The sequence below is a fragment of the Thiobaca trueperi genome, assembly GCF_004342175.1.
GTDB classification, from domain to species: Bacteria; Pseudomonadota; Gammaproteobacteria; order Chromatiales; family Chromatiaceae; genus Thiobaca; species Thiobaca trueperi.
Map to the genome: position 1 here is coordinate 43619 of NZ_SMAO01000008.1, position 22769 is coordinate 66387.

21 protein-coding genes are annotated in these 22769 nt (G+C 64.3%); 9 read left to right on the forward strand and 12 right to left on the reverse strand.

What is annotated here, in order from left to right; translation table 11 throughout:
- Window positions 1-456 precede the first annotated feature (456 nt).
- From fdnG to fdhE, 5 genes are read left to right on the forward strand one after another with little or no spacing between them, the layout of a single operon-like run.
- Entirely contained in the window at window positions 457-3534 is a 3078-nt protein-coding gene (gene fdnG / locus EDC35_RS14360) for a formate dehydrogenase-N subunit alpha (protein ID WP_132977955.1), read from the forward strand.
- A 3-nt stretch (window positions 3535-3537) separates the two neighbouring features.
- Window positions 3538-4413: a formate dehydrogenase subunit beta gene (gene fdxH / locus EDC35_RS14365; protein ID WP_132977956.1), complete on the forward strand. Its 876-nt coding sequence runs from the start codon at window positions 3538-3540 to the stop codon at window positions 4411-4413.
- Complete coding sequence (locus EDC35_RS14370) at window positions 4410-5030, forward strand: formate dehydrogenase subunit gamma (protein WP_132977957.1); 621 nt, start codon at window positions 4410-4412, stop codon at window positions 5028-5030. The genes fdxH and EDC35_RS14370 overlap by 4 nt, the downstream gene beginning before the upstream one ends.
- Before the next feature lie 56 nt (window positions 5031-5086).
- On the forward strand, window positions 5087-5980 hold the full coding sequence (gene fdhD, locus EDC35_RS14375) for a formate dehydrogenase accessory sulfurtransferase FdhD (RefSeq protein WP_132977958.1): 894 nt from the start codon (window positions 5087-5089) through the stop codon (window positions 5978-5980).
- A gap of 30 nt (window positions 5981-6010) precedes the next feature.
- The gene (gene fdhE / locus EDC35_RS14380; RefSeq protein ID WP_132977959.1) at window positions 6011-6898 is read left to right on the forward strand and encodes a formate dehydrogenase accessory protein FdhE domain-containing protein; all 888 of its coding nucleotides are present in this window, start codon (window positions 6011-6013) and stop codon (window positions 6896-6898) included.
- Window positions 6899-7007: 109 nt separating this feature from the next.
- Here the strand turns inward: fdhE and cooS are convergent, their stop codons facing one another.
- Together cooS and EDC35_RS14390 are read right to left on the reverse strand one after the other, a co-directional pair.
- A complete protein-coding gene (gene cooS / locus EDC35_RS14385; protein ID WP_132977960.1) occupies window positions 7008-8921 on the reverse strand; it encodes an anaerobic carbon-monoxide dehydrogenase catalytic subunit in 1914 nt (637 codons plus the stop codon).
- Window positions 8918-9772 (reverse strand): ATP-binding protein, encoded by an 855-nt coding sequence (locus EDC35_RS14390; RefSeq protein ID WP_165903445.1) that lies wholly within the window; start codon window positions 9770-9772, stop codon window positions 8918-8920. Before EDC35_RS14390 ends, cooS begins: the two co-directional genes overlap by 4 nt.
- A 292-nt stretch (window positions 9773-10064) precedes the next feature.
- Here EDC35_RS14390 and EDC35_RS14395 point away from each other — a divergent pair, with 292 nt between their 5' ends.
- The 3 genes from EDC35_RS14395 (at window position 10065) to EDC35_RS14405 (ending at window position 11793) form a co-directional block, all read left to right on the forward strand.
- Entirely contained in the window at window positions 10065-10307 is a 243-nt protein-coding gene (locus EDC35_RS14395; RefSeq protein WP_132977962.1) for a TOBE domain-containing protein, read from the forward strand.
- A 19-nt stretch (window positions 10308-10326) separates the two neighbouring features.
- Entirely contained in the window at window positions 10327-10575 is a 249-nt protein-coding gene (locus EDC35_RS14400; RefSeq protein WP_207896250.1) for an OsmC family protein, read from the forward strand.
- A gap of 72 nt (window positions 10576-10647) precedes the next feature.
- The gene (locus EDC35_RS14405; protein WP_132977963.1) at window positions 10648-11793 is read left to right on the forward strand and encodes a trans-sulfuration enzyme family protein; all 1146 of its coding nucleotides are present in this window, start codon (window positions 10648-10650) and stop codon (window positions 11791-11793) included.
- 61 nt (window positions 11794-11854) lie between these two features.
- Here EDC35_RS14405 and EDC35_RS14410 read toward each other — a convergent pair whose 3' ends face one another.
- The 3 genes from EDC35_RS14410 to EDC35_RS14420 are packed head-to-tail and all read right to left on the reverse strand — an operon-like array spanning window position 11855 to window position 14687.
- Window positions 11855-12658 carry an ABC transporter permease gene (locus tag EDC35_RS14410; RefSeq protein ID WP_207896252.1) on the reverse strand — a complete coding sequence of 268 codons (804 nt, stop codon included), beginning with the start codon at window positions 12656-12658 and terminating at the stop codon, window positions 11855-11857.
- Entirely contained in the window at window positions 12655-13827 is a 1173-nt protein-coding gene (locus EDC35_RS14415; RefSeq protein WP_132977964.1) for an ABC transporter substrate-binding protein, read from the reverse strand. Before EDC35_RS14415 ends, EDC35_RS14410 begins: the two co-directional genes overlap by 4 nt.
- Window positions 13824-14687 (reverse strand): ABC transporter ATP-binding protein, encoded by an 864-nt coding sequence (locus EDC35_RS14420; RefSeq protein WP_132977965.1) that lies wholly within the window; start codon window positions 14685-14687, stop codon window positions 13824-13826. The genes EDC35_RS14415 and EDC35_RS14420 overlap by 4 nt, the downstream gene beginning before the upstream one ends.
- Window positions 14688-14859: 172 nt before the next feature.
- Between EDC35_RS14420 and EDC35_RS14425 the strand changes: the two genes are divergently transcribed.
- Window positions 14860-15084, forward strand: a complete 225-nt coding sequence (locus EDC35_RS14425) for a DUF411 domain-containing protein (protein ID WP_132977966.1) — start codon at window positions 14860-14862, stop codon at window positions 15082-15084.
- Window positions 15085-15157: 73 nt separating this feature from the next.
- Here EDC35_RS14425 and EDC35_RS14430 read toward each other — a convergent pair whose 3' ends face one another.
- From EDC35_RS14430 to EDC35_RS14460, 7 genes are all read right to left on the reverse strand, one after another.
- The gene (locus tag EDC35_RS14430; RefSeq protein WP_132977967.1) at window positions 15158-16093 is read right to left on the reverse strand and encodes a CysB family HTH-type transcriptional regulator; all 936 of its coding nucleotides are present in this window, start codon (window positions 16091-16093) and stop codon (window positions 15158-15160) included.
- Between the two features lies 1 nt (window position 16094).
- A complete protein-coding gene (locus EDC35_RS14435; RefSeq protein WP_132977968.1) occupies window positions 16095-17186 on the reverse strand; it encodes a sulfate/molybdate ABC transporter ATP-binding protein in 1092 nt (363 codons plus the stop codon).
- A 31-nt stretch (window positions 17187-17217) separates the two neighbouring features.
- Complete coding sequence (cysW, locus tag EDC35_RS14440; protein ID WP_132977969.1) at window positions 17218-18108, reverse strand: sulfate ABC transporter permease subunit CysW; 891 nt, start codon at window positions 18106-18108, stop codon at window positions 17218-17220.
- A complete protein-coding gene (gene cysT, locus EDC35_RS14445) occupies window positions 18108-18962 on the reverse strand; it encodes a sulfate ABC transporter permease subunit CysT (RefSeq protein WP_132977970.1) in 855 nt (284 codons plus the stop codon). Before cysT ends, cysW begins: the two co-directional genes overlap by 1 nt.
- Before the next feature lie 210 nt (window positions 18963-19172).
- Complete coding sequence (locus EDC35_RS14450) at window positions 19173-20894, reverse strand: methyl-accepting chemotaxis protein (RefSeq protein ID WP_132977971.1); 1722 nt, start codon at window positions 20892-20894, stop codon at window positions 19173-19175.
- Window positions 20895-21467: 573 nt separating this feature from the next.
- A complete protein-coding gene (locus EDC35_RS14455; protein WP_132977972.1) occupies window positions 21468-21671 on the reverse strand; it encodes a hypothetical protein in 204 nt (67 codons plus the stop codon).
- Window positions 21653-22465, reverse strand: a complete 813-nt coding sequence (locus tag EDC35_RS14460) for an NAD(P)/FAD-dependent oxidoreductase (RefSeq protein WP_132977973.1) — start codon at window positions 22463-22465, stop codon at window positions 21653-21655. The genes EDC35_RS14455 and EDC35_RS14460 overlap by 19 nt, the downstream gene beginning before the upstream one ends.
- Window positions 22466-22769: the final 304 nt, after the last annotated feature.

The following is a 22769-nucleotide window of genomic DNA, read 5'->3' on the forward strand; positions in this document are numbered from 1 at the left end:
CTGGACTGGGGTGTGACGCCGGTTGTGTGCCGGACGGCCACAGAGGTTTCACTTTAAGGTTTTCGCTGCCGGAGTCGAACGAAGAAGAATTCAGATCGAATGCAGCGGAATTGATAAACCCGAAGGAAGTCGTCGAACCGCAAAGGGCGCAAAGAAGTGATTGAATGTGCTGCCAACCTGCCAGATCGGCGCTTGATGCTTATGCCTTTGGGATCATCAGGCACTTCAATAAGGCCGCCCGTAGCCACCAAGCGTGTTTTATGCATAGCATATACAAGACAAATACTGTGGTGATAAAGTCGGCAAACAACATGGCTGTACTCTGATTCAGATCAAGCAGGCTATTTTCTCCACCTCAAGACCCTGTGTTCACCATGCTGCATTGGCGCCACGCAGATGGCGTTAAAAACAAACCTCTTGTTCTTGATAACAAATAATTAGAGGGGGACTCATCGCATGCAGATCTCGCGACGGCAGTTTTTCAAGATCTCGGCGGCAGGGCTGGGCTATTCCAGTCTGGCGGCGGTCGGCATGGCGCCGATCGCCGCCCAGGCGGAGGTGCGACAGTTCAAGCTGACGGGTGCCCGGGAAATCCGCAATATCTGTACTTACTGCTCAGTTGGCTGCGGTCTGCTGATGTACAGCCTGGGCACCGGCAGCAAGAACTCGAAAGCGGAGATCATCCACATTGAGGGCGACCCCGACCATCCGGTCAGCCGTGGCGCGCTGTGCCCGAAGGGGTCGGGCCTGCTCGACTTCATCCACAGTCCGCACCGCCTGAAGTACCCTGAAGTGCGCGAGGCTGGCAGCAAGGAATGGACGCGGATTTCCTGGCACGAGGCCATCGAGCGCATCGCCAGACACATGAAGGCCGACCGCGACGCCAATATCGTCGCCAGGAATGCCGACGGCGTACCGGTCAATCGCTGGCTCTCCACCGGCGTGCTGACCTGTTCGGCGGCCTCCAACGAAACCGGCATCCTGACCCAGAAGATCATCCGCGCCCTGGGCATCGTCGCCACCGACACCCAGGCCCGCATCTGCCATGCGCCGACGGTAGCGGCCCTCGGCCCCTCCTTCGGGCGCGGTGCGATGACCAACAATTGGGTAGACATCAAGAACGCCGACCTCGTGCTGGTCATGGGCGGCAATGCCGCCGAAGCCCACCCGGTCGGATTCCGCTGGGCGATCGAGGCCATGAAGCAGCGCGGCGCCAAGCTGGTCGTCGTCGATCCGCGCTTCAACCGCACGGCCTCGGTGGCCGACCTCTATGTGCCGCTGCGCGCCGGTTCCGACATCGTGTTCCTTGGCGGCGTCATCAACTGGCTGATCGCCAACGACAGGATCCAGTGGGAATACGTCAAGGCCTACACCAACGCCCGTTCCATCATCGGTGAGGGCTATGGCTTCGAAGACGGCGTCTTCTCCGGCTTCGACAAGGAACAGGGCCGCTACGACCGCAGCAGTTGGAACTACGAACTGGACGAGCAGGGCAAAATCAAGACCGACCCGACACTGCAACATCCCCGCTGCGTCTGGAACCTGCTGAAGGCCCACTACGCCCGCTATACGCCGGAGGTCGTCAATGACCTGACCGGGACGCCCACGGAAGATTTCCTGACGGTCTGCGAACTGCTCGGCGAGACCTCGGCGCCCAATAAGGTGGCGACCGTCCTCTATGCACTGGGCTGGACCGAGCACACGGTGGGCACCCAGAACATCCGCAGCATGGCCATCATCCAGCTCCTGCTCGGCAATATCGGCATGGCCGGCGGCGGCATCAACGCCCTGCGCGGTCACGCCAACGTCCAGGGCATCACCGACATTGGCCTGCTCTCGACCAACCTGCCAGGCTACATGTCGCTGCCCAACGAGAAGAACCACCCGACCTTCGCCGACTACATCGCGAAGGTGACGCCTGCACCGCTGCGTGACGGTCAGCTCAACTACTGGTCGAACACCTCCAGGTTTTTCGTCAGCCAGATGAAATGGTTCTGGGGCGACAAGGCGACCCGGGACAACGACTGGGGTTACGACTGGCTGCCCAAGTGGGACAAACTCTACGACACGCTGCACCTGACCGAGCTGATGCAGCAGGGCAAGGTGAACGGCCTGATCGTCCAGGGCTTCAATCCCATGGGCTCGTTCCCGGACGCCAACCGGGTGGTCGAGGCGTTCTCCAAGCTGAGGTACATGGTCGTCATCGACCCCCTTGCCACCGAGACGGCGAGCTTCTGGCAGAACCACGGCGAATCGAACAACGTCGATTCGTCCAAGATCATGACCGAGGTCTTCCGCCTGCCCTCGACCTGCTTTGCCGAGGAGGAGGGCTCGACAGTCAACTCCGGACGCTGGATGCAATGGCACTACAAGGGCGCGGAACCGCCGGCTGAGGCCAAGGCCGATCCGGAAATCCTCGCCGAACTGTTCATGGCCCTGCGCGACCTGTACCAGCAGGAGGGTGGCAGCGTTCCCGAGCCCATCCTGAACCTGTCCTGGCCGTACAACGATCCCCTGTCGCCGAGCCCGGTCGAACTGACCCGGGAAATGAACGGTCGTGCGCTGGCCGACGTACCTGACCCCAAGGATCCGACCAAGTTGCTGGTCAAAAAAGGCGAGCAGGTGCCTAATTTCACGGTGCTGCGCGACGATGGCAGCACCCTGTGCGCGGTCTGGATCTACGCCGGTAGCTGGACCGAGGCCGGGAACATGATGGCGCGGCGCGACAATACCGATACCGGCCTTGGCAACACGCCGAACTGGGCCTTCGCCTGGCCGGCCAACCGCCGCGTTCTCTATAACCGCGCCTCCTGCGATCCGGACGGCAAACCCTGGGACCCGAAACGCAGGATCATTGCCTGGAACGGCGAACGCTGGGGCGGCGGTGACGTGCCCGACTTCAAGGCCGATGCCGCGCCGGGCAGCGGCATGGATCCGTTCATCATGACCGCCGAAGGTCAGGCCCGTCTGTTCGCCGTCGATAAGCTGGCCGATGGCCCCTTGCCGGAACACTATGAGCCGATGGAGTCGCCGCTCGTCACCAACCCGCTGCACCCGAACCAGATCACCAGCCCGGCGGTGCGCATCTTCCCCGGTGATCGGGAGCGTCTCGGGAGTCGCGACAACTTCCCCTATGTTGGCACGACCTACCGGCTGACCGAGCACTTCCAGTTCTGGACCAAGCAGGTGCGCCTGAACGCCATCGCCCAACCCGAGCAGTTCGTCGAGATCAGCGAGGCGCTGGCCAGGGAGAAAGGCATCGCGCAGGGCGACATGGTCAAGGTCAGCTCGAATCGCGGTTTCATCAGGGCCAAAGCGGTGGTGACCAAGCGTCTCAAGACATTGACGGTCAATCAGCAGACGGTGCACCAGATCGGCATCCCCCTGCACTGGGGCTGGGAAACCCTGGCCAAGAAGGGCTACCTGACCAATGTCCTGACGCCAGCCGTGGGTGACTGCAACACGCAGTGCCCGGAATACAAGGCATTCCTCGTCAACCTCGAAAAGATCCCGACGATCGCGGCAGGGGCGTGAACCATGGCATTGCAATCTCTCGATATCGAGCGCCGTTCCGCCACCACCACGCCTGTTCCCGGCGTGCGGACCCCGCTGGAAGTGGCCAAACTGATCGACGTCACCACCTGTATCGGCTGCAAGGCCTGCCAGGTCTCCTGTTCCGAGTGGAACGACATCCGTGCTCCGGTGGGCAGCAACATCGGCGTCTATGACAACCCGATCGACCTCTCGCCGCAGGCCTGGACGGTGATGCGTTACGCCGAGGTAGAGGAGGGGGGCCGGTTGCAATGGCTGATCCGCAAGGATGGCTGCATGCATTGCGCGGATCCCGGCTGCGTCCTGTCCTGCCCGGCGCCTGATGCCATCGTTCAGTTCAAGAACGGGATCGTGGACTTTCATCAGGAGCACTGCACCGGTTGCGGCTATTGCCTCACCGGCTGTCCCTTCAACATTCCCCGCCTGTCCGAGGAAGATGGCAAGGTCTACAAGTGCTCGCTGTGCTCGGATCGCGTGGCCGTGGGCCAGGAACCCTCCTGCGTCAAGACCTGTCCCACGGGCGCCCTCCGGTTCGGCAGCAAGGAGGACATGCAGGTCATCGCCGCCGAGCGGATTGCCAACCTGCAACAGCGGGGTTTCGCCAACGCCGGACTCTACGATCCCCCAGGCGTCGGCGGTACCCATGTGATGTATGTGCTGCACCATGCCGACCGGCCGGAACTCTACGGGCTGCCGCAGGATCCGGCCATCAGTCCGCTGGTCGAGCTGTGGAAGGGACTGGCCAAGCCCCTGGCGATCGCGACCATGGCCCTGGTCGGTTTCGCCAGCCTTTTCCACTATGTCACCAAGGGACCAAACGCGGTCTCCAAAGAGATCGAGAAAGAGGAGGAAGCGGCATGAGACGCAACCCGAGAGACCTGACCCGCTACACCCCCGGCCAGCGCGCCACGCATTGGGTCGTTGGGATCAGCTTCATTTTGCTCGGGATGTCCGGGCTGGCGTTCTTCCATCCGGCCTTCTACCCCTTCACGATGCTCTTCGGAGGCGGCACCTGGGCGCGCATCCTCCATCCCATCTTCGGGGTGCTGATGGGTTTGGCCTTCATCCTCATGGTCATCCGCTTCACGAAACACAACCTGATGAGCCGGGTCGATTGGCAATGGATCGGGCGCATCGGCGAGATGGTGAACGGCAATGACGAAGGCATGCCGGAACAGGGTAAATACAACGGCGGACAGAAGCTGCTGTTCTGGCTGCTGCTGCTGGGCATGCTGCTGCTGATCCCCTCCGGGATCGTCCTCTGGCGGGCCTATTTCGACTTCCCGGTCGAGTGGGTCCGCTGGGCCGCCGTGGTGCATTCGGCCACCGCCGTGGTCATGATCTGTCTGATCTTCGTTCATGTCTACGCCGCCATCTGGGTCACGGGCACCATCCGCGCCATGTGGTACGGCACCGTCACCCGCGCCTGGGCCAAGCAGCATCATCGCGACTGGTATCGCCAGGTCACCCGCGATTAATGGAACCGGCATCGGCGCCGCTGGCGCCGATGCCGACAACTGACCGGAGACACTCCATGCTCCATACTCATCTGGAGTCTTCCGCCGCTGTATGGCGGGACGAGGCCGGCACGCCAATCGCGACCGCCTGGCGCGAGGTCGTGCGGATTCGCCACGACGAAGCGGCACGCGAAGACGACGAGGTCATCGCAGAAGTGCCGGTGGCCCTGGTCTACAACCGGATTTCACACGCGGTCATGATGGCGTCACCCGCTGACCTGGAGGACTTCGCCATTGGCTTCAGTCTGGGCGAAGGCATCGTCGAGCACGCGCATGAAATCCACACTCTCGACATCCAGACCCATGGTCAGGGTGTCGTCCTGAACATGGTCATCGCCGCCCGACGTTTTGCCGCCATCAAGGAGCGCCGACGCCATCTCGCCGGACGCAGCGGCTGCGGTCTGTGCGGCATCGACAGCCTCGATACCCTGTCGGCTCACGCCACCGGGGTGCGGGTCGATGCCGCGAGGCGACTGAGCGTCGCGGCGATCGACGAGGCATTGCGCCAGCTACCCCATCTGCAACCCCTGCGCAACCGCACCGGCGCCAGCCATGCCGCCGCCTGGGTCGACGGACAGGGGCGCATCCTCTCTCTACGCGAGGATGTCGGTCGCCACAATGCACTCGACAAGCTGCTGGGTGCGCTGGCGCGCACGGGTCAGCCGCTGGAAGAGGGCTTCGCCCTGATCACCAGTCGTGCCTCTTACGAGATGGTCCAGAAGGCGGCCCGCTTCGGGATTTCATCCCTGGTCGCCGTCTCAGCTCCCACCAGCTACGCCATCGAACAGGCCGAGGCGGCCGGCATCCTGCTGGTCGGCTTCGCTCGTACCGGACAGCGGGTCGCCTACAGCAATGCCGAGCGGCTCGACCTGACACCGCAAGCAGCCACCCATCCCAGTGCGATCATGTGAATCGCCGACATCCAACCGACCCGGTTCCCCATGCTCACCGAACAAACGATTCCGACCCCAATCGCCCCCCAACTCCGGCTGACTCCGGCAGCGGATCTGTTCGCGCAACGTGGCAGACGTCTGCGCCAGTTGGCTGCTACGCACACGCTGGGGCCATGGCTGTCCTGGTTTGCCGAATTGTGTGCCGCTCAACAGCTCGCGTTCGAACGGCAGGCCGGTTCGCGCTCCGACGACGCGAACGGTGAAACGACGCCGAGCGCGCCTCCTTCCATTCCGCCAGCACGCATTGCCGAGATCCGCTCGCGATTGATCCCGTTTCTTCCGACCCAGGCCCCGCCGGGTGTCACCCGCTATCCGCGCTTCGCGATCGACATCACGCCATCCGAACTGACCGCCCGTCTCGAACGCAACCGACTCATCGCCAGGGGTGAGGCCATTGGCGCGGGTCGCGAACTCGAAGACCTGCTGATTGCCGCCTCGATGCAGGTCGCCTGGAGTGTCGATGCCCGCCAGACCGCGACATCCAATGCCAGCGCCGCCAATGCCGCGACCTGTCCGCATTGCGGCAGCGTTGCCGTCGGCAGCATCATCCTGGCCGGAGAGGGCAGGGCAGGGCTGCGCTACCAGGAATGCTGTCTGTGCGCCACGCGCTGGAATAGCGTGCGCGCCCGCTGCACGCTCTGCGATTCCGGTTCGGTGGTCCAATATCTGAGTCTGGAGGGCGAATATCCCGCCGTTGCAGCCGAAACCTGCGACCAATGCCACGCCTATACCAAACTCTTTTTTCAGTCCAGGGATATCCAGGTCGATCCAACCGCTGATGATCTGGCGACGCTGGCCCTCGACGTGCTGGTCGGCGAACAGGGATACGCGCGGGCGGCCCCGAATCTGCTTCTGTGTGAGGGCGAGGCGGCATAGTCGTTCACGCTCAAGCCGTATCGGCGTGAACGACGCCTGTCGCGAGTTTTCCTGAATCAGCGCATCAGCAGCGAATCGCGCATCTCGGCCCCGTCAAGGAGCGGCTCGGTCATCGTCTCTCTGCACGACTCAGATCATCAATGATCCGCTGTGCCAGACGCTGCGGATCACGCTCGACGACCATCGCCGCGCCCAGTGCGTCTTGAGTCGTCTCGTGAAAGAACCGCGAGACCGCCGCCGAGCCACCGATGGGGGCAGGCACGCAATGATAAGAGGGCACGCCGAGTAGCCGGAAGCCGAGCGCGGCGCCTACACCCTTTTCATTGCTCCATTCCGGGCTGGCGAAGGCGAAAGGCATGGCCTTGATCGGCTGTCCGGCCAGATCGGCCAGCGCCCGAAAGAGTCCCGAGGCGCGTGCGTTGTCGAGGCATTCGCCCATGTGCCAGACCGGCGGCAGCCCGCGCTCGCCGAGCAGCGCGCGCAGACCGGGACCGGTGCGCTCCAGCGCCGTCTCGGTGCAATAGCCGAGCTTGAGCAGCGGAAAGGAGGCGCAGCCGTTGGTAAGGATCAGACAATCGGCGGCCAACAGCGCATCGGCCACCTCGCACAGGGTCTTTTCGTAGAGCACCTTGGGGTTGTTGCAGCCGACCAGATTGACGATGCCGCGCACCCGGCCATCGGCCAGCGCCGCCAGCAGATTCGGCAGCCCGTCGAACGACTCGGTGATGCTCTCGACCGAAAAGCCGATCTCGGCCTCCATCACCTGACGCGGCACGAAGACATTGGCGGCACGCCGCTGCGGGAATTGATCGATGCCCATCCGCACGATCCGGCGAGCCAACTCATGGACCTCGGCGAGGTTGGCGTGATGATGGTCGAAACCGATGTGCGTGGCCCCCGGCAGGCGGCAGGAGTCGCTGGTGGTCACGACGCGGGTATGGAAGCAGCGCGCCACATCCATGATGCCGGGATAGACATCCTGGACATCGGCGATCCAGAGATCGAGCGCGCCGGTGCCCAGCACCAGTTCGGCGCCGATGGCATTGGCGAGCGGACTGACCCCGCCGTGACGGTAGAGCGACGAGAGTCCGGAACAGCAGATGCCGTAGAAGCGGATGCCGGTCGCGCCGCGTGCGCTCGCCAGCGCGCGCAGTTCCGGATCGTCGGCCGCCGCGACGATAGCCATCGGCAGCACCGGCGAATGACCGTGGATAGCGATATTGACCGTGTCCGGATCCAGCGCGCCGAGATTGGCGGCAATGCGATCACGGCGCGGCGGGCCATAGAGGATGTCCATCGCGATCGATGAGCCGAGCACGCTGCTCCAGGCAAAGGCGAGTCCGCAGCGCAGCAGTTGGCGCATGACGTTCTCCCAATCGCCATCGGTGCCGGTTCCGGTGCGGTGCAACGCCTCGAAAACCTCGTGATAGGCGCTGATCGGCAGGATGTCGAGTGCCTTCCAGATAGCCTGCCGCTCCGGCGGCGCGAGCGCCTGGAGGGTGCGGTGCGCGCCGGGGACGCTGCGCGATAGATCCTCCAGCAGGAGGTCGGCGATCTCGCCCGCGAGTTCGGGCAGGCTCTTGACCGGGTCGTCGATGCCGAAGGCGCGGGCGATGGCGCGCGCCTTGGCCTCGCCCCGGATCGGCAGGGCCACGCGCCCTTCGGCGGCGGCCTTGAGCGTCAGCATCACCTCGCGTCCACGCGCGCCATGCGAGGCCACACCGGCGGCGACCCAGCGCAGGATGTTGCGCGCCACGATCAGATCGGCATCCGCCCCGCAGACCCCGCGCGGACTGCGTGCCGTCACCTTGCACGGACCCATGTTGCAGATGCGACAGCAGGTGCCGTCGAGCCCGAACCCGCAGTGGGCCTTCTGCGCATCGAAGCGGTCGAAAGCAGTCTCGATGCCGAGCTGTTCCATCCGTACCAGCATCTGGCGCACCGCCGGATCGGGGGTCTGGGCCATGACATCGGCCTTGGTGGGGAAGCCTTTGCGTGCCTCCCTGGGTGTCTGTGGGCTCATGCGTGTGCCGTCTGAAGCGTGCCGTCCAATTGCAGGACGCTGGCTGCCAGCGTTTCAGCCGCAGCCAGGAACTCACCCGCCAGCACCGGCGGCGTGCCGGCGAGATCGGCCGCGCGTACCTGCTCGTCATAGGGAAAGGCGGCGACCGCCGGCCAGTCGCCGAGCCAGCAGCGCAGCCGGAGCAATTCAGCGTGATCCCGATAACCGCAGACCACGGCATGGACGCGCGCGATCCCGAGATCCCCGGCAAGCCGTCGTACCGCGATGGCGGTCTCCAGACTCCGCTGTCCCGGCTCGACCACCACCAGCACCAGATCCACCCCGGCGATGGTGCCCCGGCTCAGATGCTCCAACCCGGCCTCGCTGTCGATCAGCGTCACCTCGGCGGGCAGGGCCGAGGCATCGAACAGCAGACGCCGCAGCACGGCATGTTCGGCGCAGTAACAGCCTTCTCCGCCGGCCTTGCCCCAACCGAGCGCCACCAGTGGATTGCCGCCGCCCCAGGTCACGGTGCCACGCAGCAGCAGATCGCCGGTGTCTGGATTGAGCTGAAAAAGTCCGACCGGCAAGGTGCCAGCGTCAGTCGCTGCGTGAAGCAGGGCTTGCTGGCGGGCGAGCGGCTGCGGCCGTTGCTCCCCGTCAAGCGGCAGCACCGAGGCCAGATTGGCGTCTGGATCGGCGTCCAGCGCCAGCACACGCCGACCCTGCGCCGCCAGCGTCCGCGCCAGCGCGCCGGCCACAGTCGTTTTGCCCGCGCCGCCCTTGCCGACGATGGCGATGCGCAGCGGATGCCGGACGGCGGGGTGGGCCGTTCGCTGATCGAGGTGTGCAGAAGTCGGGGCCTGGCACATGGCTTGACGCTCCATTGGATGGCCCAGGGGGCCGGTGAGTTGGTGCCATTCCGGGTCGCCGGGAGCCGGTACTGACGATCAGGCCACCTTAAGACGGCGGCGGCGGTCGGACCAACCAAGGATTTCTGCAAAGCATTGGCGCGAAATCGCACATGGACCACCATCGGGCATGGAGGCTGTGATCTGGCGCGGATGTCGCAAAATGGCATGAGCTTGGCAGATTTTCTGAGTTCACGGCACGGGCGGTCAGGGGCATCATCGCCGCTCGGTCCGCTCACACGGGAGGTCATGTATGTCCATCGTTGCCGTCAACGCCCGCAATCAATTCAAGGGCAAAATTCGCGAAATCGTCGAAGGCCCGGTGGTCTCGGAGGTGGATGTCCAGACCAGCGCCGGCATCGTCACCGCCACGATCACGACCCGTTCCATCAAACAACTGGGGCTGACCGTCGGCAGTGAGGTGCTGGCTCTGATCAAGTCCAGCGATGTGCTGATCGCGCGGCTGCGCGAGGCGTCCGCTGATTCGTCATCATGAGGAAACATCCCTGCTGCTGGTGACGCACGACCTTGCCAAGGCAGTCTATTTGAGTGATCGGGTCATCGTGATGGCCAGTGGCTCGGAACGCACGCATCACAGGGGAGAACCGGTCGGATTCAGCCATATCCGGTTGCGTTTCGAGCTGGACACGGACGCCAGCGACGACCAGCTCGCGATCCTGCTCAAGCTCGCCGAGCGTTACTGTGTGATCGCGCAATCGCTCAGACAGCCGCCTGTTCTGAGCCTGGAGCGCCAGCCAGTCTGAAGCTAATTTCGTTTTTCATCGTGTGGTGATCTTTTAGCGCCCCTCAGGGCGCTTTTTTTATGGATGACGATCATGTCGAACGCAAGCGAACCCTGTTCTCTCGAAACTCTCGCCGTCCAAGCCATGGGTCTGACTCATGCCCCTCACGGCGACCTGATTCCACCCATTCATCTGTCGTCCACCTTCGAGCGGGCCGGCGACGGCAGTTACCCCGGCGGCCGTCTGTATGCCCGCGACCAGAGCCCGGCCTATGATGCGGTCGAGGCCCTGCTCACCGCGCTCGAAGGCGGCTCCGGCGCGCTGCTCTATCCCTCCGGCATGGCCGCCGCGACCGCTGTTCTGCAATCACTGGAACCCGGTCGCCGCCTCCTCGTCCCGCGCATTCTCTATTGGGCGCTGCGCCACTGGATGCAGGCATTCGCGGCGCGTTGGCGGATCGATCTCGCGTGGTACGACAACGGCGACCTGGATTCGCTGGCGGACGGACTCGCGAGCGCCCCGACCGATCTGCTGTGGATCGAGACCCCGGCCAATCCGACCTGGGACATCACCGACATCCGCGCGGCGGTGGATCTGGCCCATGCCGGCCAGACGCTGGTGGTGGTGGACTCCACGGTCGCGACGCCGGTGCTGACCCGCCCGCTGGAACTGGGCGCGGATCTGGTGCTGCACTCGGCCACCAAGTATCTCAACGGGCATTCGGATGTGATCGCCGGGGTGCTGGTGACCCGCGAGGACAGCCCGGCCTGGCAGTGCATCCGTGCCGCGCGTCCGCTGGCCGGGGCCATCCTGGGACCGATGGAGTCCTGGCTGCTGCTGCGCGGTCTGCGCACCCTGCATCTGCGGGTGAGACAGTCCTGTGCCAGCGCGGAGCGGATCGCCCGCATCCTCGCAACCGATCCGCGCGTGGCCGAGGTGTGCTATCCGGGCCTGCCCTCGCATCCCGGCCATGCAGTGGCCGCCCGGCAGATGCGCGGCGGCTTCGGCGGCATGCTCTCGATCCGGGTCGCCGGGGGCGAGTCGCAGGCCTGGGTGGTTGCCGCACGGCTCAGGGTCTTCAAGCGCGCGACCTCGCTGGGCGGGGTCGAGAGTCTGGTCGAGCACCGCGCCAGCATCGAAGGACCGGGGACGCCCTGCCCGCCGGATCTGCTGCGGCTGTCGGTCGGCATTGAGGCGGTGGAGGATCTGCTGGCCGATCTGGATCAGGCGCTGGGTTGAGACGGCGCGCGTCATCTCCGGGCGCCGGTGCGATATGGTCATCGCCGTGCTCTGCCTCCACTCAATCCCGCCGATCCCAGGCGCGATGAGCGAGCCGTGCCGCGAGATCGAGCAGATAGCCGAGCAGACCGATGAAGAGAATCACGGCCATCAGCTCGCCGTAGGCCATGCGGTCGCGGGTATCCAGGATGAAATAACCGAGTCCGGCCTGGACGCCAAGCATCTCGGCCGGAACCAGCACCACCCAGATCAGCCCGATGGCGAGCCGCACCCCGGTGAGCAGGTGACTGACGATGGCCGGGATGATGATGCCGACCAGCACCTCCAGACGCCGGGCGGCAAGACTGCGTGCCAGACGCAGCCAGCGCGGGTCGATGGCCTGGACCCCGGCGGCGACGTTCAGCGCGATCGGCCAGACGGCGGCGAAGGCGAGCAGGAAATAGACCGGCGCGTCGCCGATGCCGAGCGCCATCACCGCCAGCGGCATCCAGGACAGCGGCGAGATCATCCGCAGGAACTGAAAGGTCGCTGTGGTGGAGCGTTCAAAGGTGCGCGAGACGCCGACCAGCAGACCGATCGGCACCCCCACGGCCAGCGCCAGAACGAGCCCGACGACGACGCGGCGCAGGCTGTCGAGGGTGTGCGGCCACAGCTCATGGGTGGCGGCGAGCGCCAGCGTGGCCTCCCAGGTCGCGGCTGGCGAGAAGCGCGCCGCCAGCGCCGAGGCGCCCAGTTCGGGCGCGGTCGCCAGCCACCAGAGCGCCAGACTCAGGAGCAGTCCGCTGGCCGGCAGCAGCCAGCCCGCATCGATCCGCCAACCCGAGGTGATCGACCAATCTGGCTGGATTTCGGCGGACTCGCTCACACCGCGATCCTCTCGCTTCGTTCCCAGCCGCCGGTCACGCCGAAGGCGCGGAGGCCGCCGACGGACTCGATGGCGTTGCGCACGAAGCGGTCATCGACCAGATCGCGCGCGACGAAGGCCGGATCCAGAGTGGCGAGAAACCCGTTGTCGCCTTCGACCTGGGTGTCCTTGAGCGCCCGCACCAGCGCCTCGGTGTAGGAGGGGAAGGGCCAGGGCTGGAAGTCGATGCGCTCGCGATTCCAGTCGGCATGACGATTGGCACCGGTGGCCAGATACTCGCGGTCGCGCTCGGCATTGGGCACCAGCACCCGTTCCAGCACGGGCTGCGGAAACGGCGTGTATTTCCCGCTGCCGTCGCGCGCGAGCAGGGCGGCGGTCTCCGCGCGATGATCGCGCATCCAGTGCTGGGCCTTGATGATGGCATTGACCACCTGTTGCGACCACGCAGGCCGCTCGGTCAGATCCTTCTCGTGCTGGAAGACGACGCAGCAGGCATGGTTGTTCCAGACATCGCCGGTGAAGCGCAGGATCTTGCCGATGCCCTGGGTCTCGGCGGCGGCATTGAAGGGCTCGGCGACGATGAAGCCGGCGATGGCACCGTTGGCGAGCGCCGGTCCCATGTCGGCCGGGGCCATCACGGTCAGGACCACCTCGTTCGGTGCCGGCTTGCCCTGCGGGCGCGTGACCACGGTCAGACCGGCATCGCGCAGAATCTGTTGCAGCACCACGTTGTGGATCGAGTACCAGAAGGGGATCGCGACCTGCTGGCCGCCCAGATCCTTGACCGACTCGATGGTCGGCGCAACAGTGAGCGCCGAGCCGGCCATGTGATTCCAGGCCGTCACCTTCGCTGGAAAATTCGAGCCATAGCGCGCCCAGACCGTGATCGGCGACAGCAGATGCACCACATTCACCTGCCCAGACATGAAGGCTTCGACGAGCTGCGCCCAGGAGCGGAACAGACGCGGTGGCTCAGCGGTCAGTCCCTCTGCCGCGAACAGACCGCGCGCATGGGCAATCAGCAGCGGCGAGCTGTCGGTGATCGGCAGATAACCGATGCGGACGGCGTCGTCGGCGGGTGCGGCCCAGGCCGGCAGGGCGGTCGCGGCGGTGAGCAGGGCGGACAGGCGCAGAAAGTCGCGCCGCGAGCGATCGAGTGTCGTGCTCATGGTGTCTCCGGTAAGGCGATGGGGTCGAATGAAAAGCTGGTTGCGGCGTCGCGTGCGGACGCGCCCGCGCCCAGACCTGCACCAGGAAACGCCGGAGACCGATGCCGGGTCAGGGCGTCCAGGATCTCGGCGCGCAGGCCGAGGATGCGGGGGAGATGACGTTCACGCGGCGCCGGTCCGAGCGCATCGACCAGATCCCATTCGCCGACGATGCCGGCGGGACGTCCGCCCATCAGCAACACCCGATCCGACACCCGCAGCGCCTCGTCGATGTCATGAGTGACCAGCAGGGCCGCGCTCGCGTGCCGATGAACCAGCTCGGTCAGCAGCGCCTGCATCGCCTCGCGGGTGATGGCGTCCAGGGCGGAAAAGGGTTCGTCGAGCAGGATCAGGGCCGGCTGGCGTCCCAGTGCGCGCGCCAGCGCCAGACGCTGGGCCATGCCGCCGGACAGTTGATGGGGATAGCGTCGGGCGTGGTCGGCGAGTCCGACATCGGTCAGGGCCGCCGCGACCCGCGCCCGACGCTCGGCGCGCGGCAGACCCAGACGGCGGAAGCCCAGGCCGAAGCCGGCATTGCCCTCGACCGACAGCCAGGGCAGCAGACAGGGATCCTGGAACACCACCGCGACCTCGCCCGGCGTGCTTTGGACCGGCGTGCCGCGAAACTGGATCGCGCCCGCCGAGGGGCGGGCCAGTCCGGCCAGCAGACCGAGCAGCGAGGACTTGCCGCAGCCCGACTCGCCGACCAGGGCGACGATCTCGCGTGGGCGCACGGTCAGATCCACGCCCGTGAAAACAGGTGGCGCGCCACGGCGGTAGTTTAATGCGAGCCCGCGCGCGGCGAGGAGCGGTGTTGGCATGCTGTGAATCCGGATGACCTTGATGAGGCACAAGCCTGCAAGAAGTTCGCCGCCATCCAAACCAATTTTTTCTGCTAATGATTTCGCGGTGTGGCGTTCAGCCAAAGGCGATCAGTGCATAACGTCCCGGAGATGACCGCCACCATGAAGGCAGCGAAAAAGAGCAGAGCCCATGCGATCATTTCCATCCGCCAGAATCGGCGGTTATGTCGTCGAGGGCCATGTGCCCGCTGGCGATATTCGGCGTCTGCTGGCCGAACGCCCACCAGTGATGGGGATTTCAGCCCCTGGCATGCCGCTCGGCTCGCCGGGTATGGAAGGGCCGTCTCCTGCCGAGTTCTATCAGGTGATGAGTTTTGATGCCGAGGGGAAGACGCAGGTGTTTGCCGGGCATTGACGACGCGATAGCCCGCTACCTTGCCGAGCAACCGCCGCAGCTCTATCGCAGCGGCACCTGATCGCCGTCAGTCTCAGGCGATTGATACCTTGGGAAAGGCCGCCTCTTTGATCTGCTCCGTGGTCAGCGTTGGGGCGCACTCCAGAATGAAGCGGAGTGCGTAGTCGCGCAGATAATGACCGCGCCGCAGGGCCAGTCGGGAGGTGTTGACCTCGAACAGATCGGGCGTATCGAGCAGACGCAGCCCCGCATCGCGGGTGGGGTGATACGCCATGGCCGCGATGAGCCCGACCCCCAGACCCAGCTCGACATAAGTCTTGATGACATCGGCATCGAGCGCGGACATCACCACATCCGGAATGAGTCCGGCGCAGGCGAAGGCGGCATCGATGCGCGCGCGCCCGGTATAGCCCGGATGGTAGGTGATGAGCGGATACTCGGCGAGCGCCTCCAGGGTCAGGGGCGCGACAGCGAGCAGCGGATGACCGTCCGGGACGATAGGCGCATGTCGCCAGGTGTAAAAGGGAAAGCTCACCAGGTCGGCCTCGCTCGCCAGCGCCTCGGTGGCGATGCCGATGTCCGCCTGACCCGCGCGCAACAGCGCGACGATCTCTTCCGGGCCGCACTGATGCAGCTCCAGATGGACCTTGGGAAACGCCTGTTTGAAGCGCGTCACCACGGGCGGCAGGGCGTAACGGGCCTGGGTGTGCGTGGTGGCCAGCACCAGATGCCCCGTATCCTGCTGCGCGAACTGCTCGCCCAGACGCTTGATGTTCTGCGTATCGAGCAGGATGCGTTCGACGATGGGCAGCAGTTCCTTGCCCGGCTCGGTGAGACCGAGCAGACGCTTGCCGCGCCGGGTGAAGAGTTCCACCCCCAGCTCGTCCTCCAGATCCTTGATGTGCTTGGACACGCCGGATTGGGCGGTAAAAAGGGCATTGGCGACCTCGGTCAGACTGAAGTCGCGCCGGACGGTCTCGCGCAGGATGCGCAACTGCTGAAAGTTCATCTCAGGCGGCCTGACTCTGGAAGATACGGATCCGTGAAGGCACCAGCCGCACCCGTTGACCTTCGACCAGCTTGAGCGCCTGGATCTGGTCGCGTGGCAGCATGACCTCGTAATGGATCGGCAACTCGCTGTCTGAGGCTGGTGTCAGACTGTCCAGTTCCACCCGCGTGCTGGCGCCAAAGCTGAGAATACGCACCACGCTGGCGGCAATCCCCGCGTCGTGACCCGGATCGGTGATGATCGTCAGTTCATGCGGACGGGCGAAGGCGACCGCCTGGGCGCCGGACGCGACCTCACCCTGATCCTCGCTGTGCGCCAGGGTGGCCTCGCCCACCCGCAGATGCGCCCCCTCAATGCGACCGTGAAAGGTATTGACCGCCCCCAGAAAGCCATAGACGAACGGGGTCGCTGGCTGCTCGTAGACCGCGTTCGGGGTGCCGACCTGCTCGACCCGTCCGCGATTCATCAGCACCACCTGATCGGCCACCTCCAGCGCCTCTTCCTGATCGTGGGTGACGAAGAGGGAGGTGATGTGCAGCTCATCGTGCAGCCGCCGCAGCCAGCGGCGCAATTCCTTGCGCACCTGCGCATCGAGCGCGCCGAAGGGTTCGTCCAGCAGCAGGACTTTCGGCTCGACCGCCAGCGCGCGGGCCAGCGCGACCCGCTGGCGCTGGCCACCGGATAGCTGACTGGGGAAGCGATTGGCAAGCGGATCGAGCTGCACCAGATCGAGTAGACGATGCACCCGCTGCCGGATCTCGGCCTCCTTCGGACGCTCGCGCCGGGGCTTGACCCGCAGCCCGAAGGCGACGTTCTCGAACACCGTCATATGCCGGAAGAGGGCATAGTGCTGGAAGACGAAGCCCACCCGGCGCTGACGCACATGGGTGTCCGAGGCGTCCTCGCCAGCGAGAATGACCTGACCGCTGTCGGCGGTCTCCAGCCCGGCGATGATCCGCAGCAGGGTGGTCTTGCCGCAGCCGGAGGGACCGAGCAGCGCCGTCAGCGCGCCGGTCGGGAAATCGAGCGAGACCTGATCGAGCGCGACGAAGGAGCCGAAGGTTTTGTGGATGTTGGCGACCTGAATGCTCATGGTGAAATCCTGAATTCGGTGTCGGGGCGATTTAAATCGCCCCGACAGTCGGGGCGTTCCGGTTGGCCTTCCATTCGATGAAGGACTTCAACCCGAGGGTGACCATTGCCAGCAGCGCCAGCAGCGAGGCGACCGCGAAGGCGGCGGAGAAGTTGTATTCGTTGTAGAGGATCTCGACATGCAGCGGCAGGGTGTTGGTCTGACCGCGAATATGCCCGGAGACCACGCTCACCGCCCCGAACTCGCCCATCGCCCGCGCGTTGCAGAGGATCACGCCATACAGCAGACCCCATTTGATATTGGGCAGGGTGACGCGCCAGAAGAGCTGGAATCCGTTCGCGCCCAGCACCACGGCGGCCTCTTCCTCCTCGCGCCCCTGCGCCTCCATCAGCGGAATCAGCTCACGGGCGACGAAGGGAAAGGTGACGAAGATCGTCGCCAGCACCAGTCCGGGCACAGCAAAGACGATCTTGACGTCATGCTCAAACAGCCACTCCCCGAACCAGCCCTGCGCGCCGAACAGCAGCACAAAGATCAGACCCGCAATCACCGGCGAGACCGAGAACGGCAGATCGATCAGCGTGGTCAGGAACCGCTTGCCGCGAAACTCGAACTTGGCGATGGCCCAGGCTGCGGCGACGCCGAACACCAGATTGAGCGGCACCGCAATCGCCGCAATCAGCAGCGTCAGACGCACCGCCGCCAGCGCGTCCGGGTCGGAGAGTGCGGTGACATAGGTGAACCAGCCCTTGCGGAACGCCTCGGCGAAGACCGCGATCAGCGGCATCAGCAGAAAGAGCGCAAAGAAGGCCAACGCCAGGCCAAGGATCAGACGTTTGACCCAGGGCGACTCGCGGGTGGCGGCATTGGTTTGGTAACGACGGGCATCGACCCGCGCGTGCAGGACGCCAGCGACGGCCATCAGCGATCCCTCCCGGTGCGTTTGGCGCTCCACGCCTGCAACAGATTGATGGCGAGCAGCATGATGAATGAAAAGACCAGCATCACCACCGCCACGGCGGTCGCGCCGACATAGTCGTACTGTTCGAGCTTGGTGATGATGATCAGCGGCGTGATCTCCGAGATCATGGGGATATTGCCGGCGATGAAGATGACCGAACCGTATTCGCCCACCGCGCGGGCAAAGGCCAGGGCGAAGCCGGTCAGCAGCGCCGGCAGCAGGACCGGCAGCAGGACGCGGGTGAAGGTCTGCCAGCGGTTGGCGCCGAGACTGGCGGCGGCCTCTTCCAGCTCGGTCTCCAGGTCTTCGAGGATCGGCTGCACGGTGCGGACCACGAAGGGCACGCCGATGAAGACCAGCGCCACCAGCACCCCCAGCGGGGTGAAGGCGACCTTGATCCCGAGCGGCTCCAGCAGCGAGCCGATCCAGCCGTTGCCGGCATAGAGCGCGGTGAGCGCGATGCCGGCCACCGCCGTGGGCAGGGCGAACGGCAGATCGACCAGGGCATCGATCAGCTTCTTGCCCGGAAAACTGTAACGGACCAGCGCCCAGGCCAGCATCAGCCCGAAGACGGTGTTGATTGCCCCCGCCAGCAGCGAGGCACCGAAGGAGAGCTTGTAGGTGGCCACTACGCGCGGTGAAGAGACCACCGCCCAGAATTCGGACCAGGAGAGGGTCGCGCTCGTGATGAAGACCGCCGCCAGCGGGATCAGCACGATCAGCGACAGATAGACCAGGGTGTAGCCGAGCGCCAGATGGAAACCCGGCAGCACCCGTGTCTGGCGGGTGGGGTTGAAGAAGGGCGCCACACTCATGTCAGTGCGGCGCCAAGCTGGAAAGGAGTCCGGTTCGTCATGGCAGGTTAGTTCTGATCTCTCATGAGAAAGCGCAGAGGTTAGTGCAATGACGAAATAACTGGAACGACCGAAGTGTTATTTTGTTATGCGATTTTCAGCATAACGCAGCCGGCGCTCAGGATCGCTCAGAATATCAAGGCGCGCCGGGAATGCGGGGTCGGACGCGATTCAAGCGGTCAGACCCTGAACGTCTCCCCGCCAGTTCGGATACCGGGGCTGCGGTGACGGTCTGTCTGCCGTGACAGGCGCGGTCTGCACTCCGGCAAAGTGTCCGGCCTGATCCTTCAGGTCGCCCGCAAGCCGGGTCAGTTGATGGCCCGCTGCCTCCAGTTGAATCATCCCCGCGCTGCCCTGATGGTTGGCGTCGCTGATCGACACGACACCCTGATTGATTTCATTCGCCACGGCGGTCTGTTCTTCGGCGGCGCTCGCGATCTGGATCATGCTCTCGGAAATCCCGTTAACCGCTGTCGTAATGGCCGTCAGCGCCTGACCGGCCTGAGTGGCTGTCGTGGTGGCCGAGGTGGCGCTCTGCTGACTGCGGGCCATTTCGCCGCCTGCCTGCCGGGAACGCTGCTGGAGATCTGTCACCATGGCGGCGATCTCCTGCGCCGAGACCTGGGTACGCTGAGCCAGGGTGCGGACTTCAGCGGCGACGACGGCGAAACCGCGTCCCTGTTCACCGGCCCGCGCCGCCTCAATGGCGGCGTTGAGGGCCAGCAGATTGGTCTGCTCGGAAACGCCCTGGATGACATCGAGGACGGCGCCGATACTGAGCGCGTCCTGTTCCAGTGACTGAATGGTCTCGGCGGCGGCGGCGATGTCCTCGCTCAGGGCCGACATCGCATTGACGGTTGCGGCAACCGCTCCCTGTCCCTGATCGGCGAGAACCTTGGTCTGCCGCGCGGCCTCTGCGGCGAAGGAGGTATTGCGCGCGACCTCTTCGGCAGAAGCGGTCATTTCCTGCATGGCCGTCGCCACCTGCTCGGTTTCCGTCGCCTGATGCTGCGCCACCTCGCGGGCCTGGATCAGGCTGTCCGACATCTGCCCGGTCGCGGCGGACAGGGTCATGGCCGAGCCATTGATGCGTCCGACCAGCTCGCGCAGACGGGCGACCATGTGATCGAAGTCGCGCGCGATGTCGCCGATCTCGTTCGGTGTCCCCAGGGTCGTGCGGGCGGTGAGATCGGAGTGTTCGACGATGCGGGTCATGGCGTGCTGGAGCGTTTTGAGCTGTCCGACGATGGACCGGTAAGAGACCCATCCCAGCAGTACCACGCCCAGCAGGGTGACGACGGCCAGTCCCGCAAACCAGAGACGCGCGGTCTCGTACAGCGCAAGACTCGACTCGCGTTCCTCGCCGGCCACCCGCAACTGCAAACTAACCAGTTCGCTGATCGTTTCGCTGATGGGATCGATCTGGTCATAGAGCGGGCCGTCGAAATCCGTCAGACGATTCGCGACTGAACCGCTCATTCCCTGCAACCGCTCCACCAGGCGTTCGATCATGGCGTCGGCTTGCGTGAAGCGTTCCTGAGCCTGATCGGCCAGCACTCTTTCTTCCGCAGTGAGATGGTTTTGCAGATAGGTGGACCAGCGTGCGCGGATCCGCGCCTGCGCCTCGTTGACGCTTTGCAGTGCCTGCTCGGCGGTAAAGCGGCCGGCATTGGCCTTGTTGACCGCATCGATGACGAGCACGGCGTAATCGTCGGCGATGGTCTTGAGATCCTGCAGGGGGACCACGCGATCCAGATAGATGCGGTCAACCCCTTCGTGAACCTGATGCAGGAGATTCGCGGCAAGCAGTGCAATCAGCAGCATGGAGGTGATGGGCAGGAGCGCCAGGAGCGCGAGTTTGGTACTGACCTTGGTACGATCAATTAAATTCATGGTATCTGAGAGGCGTTGTGAGGAATGGACGGCTTGATGCGGCAGGCGCCTTTTGTGCGGCAGCGTGAGACGGATCGGCCGGGTCTCGATTTGGGCACGCCGGGCGATCGGATCCGACGATCGATGGTTGAGGCCGGTTCGAGACTTGAGCCATTTTATCAGGAGCCGGCGATCCTCTGGTGCGCATGTTTTACGGCAGAGTTGACTTGGAGAACGAAGCCTTCCTGACTCTCAAGGAATTCGGCGCGGACAAGTCCGAGATCGTGGTGCCCTCACTCTCGCGACTCTGACCGCGCCGCCGAGTTCTCACGGCCGAAATCGTCGATGTCGATGCGATAACCACGGCTCCGGTCGGCATGATTATTCATGTCACCAGCTTGGTCGGCCGGTGACGAGAAGCGCGGCTTAAGGTGGTTTCCGGGAAAGTTTTTACCAGAGTCAAGACTCCAAATGGACAGGATGAACAGGATTTCGCAGGAGAAAAACCTTTCTTCATCCTGTCAATCTTGAAAAATCCTGTAAATCCTGTCCATTCACATCCTCTCCGTGGGTAGATTGTTTTCAGGAAATCGCCTAACGCCCGGCTTCGAGACGAAAACCGAGGTATTCGAGCAGGAACCCGGAGAGTGCGCCGCCCACAAATCCGCCCAGGAGTCCGGCGGGGATATGAGCCAGGATCTGTTCCGGTCGCAGATCAAAGACATGTGCGCTGCGCCGCAGGCCGTCCATCCTCGCCTGAGACAATTCGCCCAGCACGATCAGCCATGCGGTTTCCACATGAGCTTGAGGACGCGATAACCGATGACCCAGAAGCGGATGAACTGCCAGATAACCGCCGTGCGCAGATAGAGTGACTCGACGAAGACCTTGCCGCTGGTCACATAACCGCCGCGCGTGATGAGCACACCGCCTATCCCGAGATCGCCCACTTCGTATTCGTTACTGAGCCAGATCAGACGCGCCTGTTGGCGCACACCGGCCTCGCGCAGGACGTGATCGACATTGCAGATATATTCGAAGGCGGCGCCCTGGCAGGTCGCCATGCCATGTCCGGTGCCGATGAGCAGTGTCTGGCGCACGCCGTTTTTCATCGCCGCGATGGCGGCCTGCAAACGACGGTTCGCCTCCAGCGCATGGGGCGGAGTACAGACTGACACGGTGTGGCCGGTCTCGGGTCCAAGCCCCGGCGTCGCGGCGAAATTCAGCCTGGGTCCGGTGGCATTGATCAGAAAATCGTACGCGATGGATTCGGCTTCACCGACCCGCGCCGGATCGGTGTATTCGATCCTGACAAAGGGTTTGGTGTGTTCGGCGTCGCCTTCCGGGTGAATGGACAGGGCGCTGGCCTGACGAAAATCCACATTCACTTTTTTGTAGATGGGCGCCAGTTCGTAGGTGACTTCAGATTCGGTCATCTCGCCCACGGCGACCCAGATATTCGAGGGCACCCAGTTCCAGGTCGGTTTGGGTGAGACCACGATGACCTGATGTTGCCTGCCGACCCAGCGACCCAGGCAGCGAGCCGCCGTATGGCCGGAGATGCCGGCGCCGAGGATGAGGATACGTGCCATAGCAAACACTCTGTGGTGCAGTGAAGTTGAACAGGGCGCAAGGCCAATCCAAGGCCAATCTAAAAGAGCCCTTGGCTAATAGAGACATTGTCGGGGATCGCGACGACTCGGGAGAAACAAGGTCTTCTGATAAGCAACGCAGGAATCAAGAAAAAGGCAATGGCATACCGACAGACCATTCCCGTCTTTTAACGATTCCTGCAATTCAACTGAATTTTTCTTGGTTTGGCGGTGAGGTGCGACGGCCTAGAGTTGGCCGTCGCCGCATCCGCTCCGGATGCCTCAACGATGGCGTGACACGCAA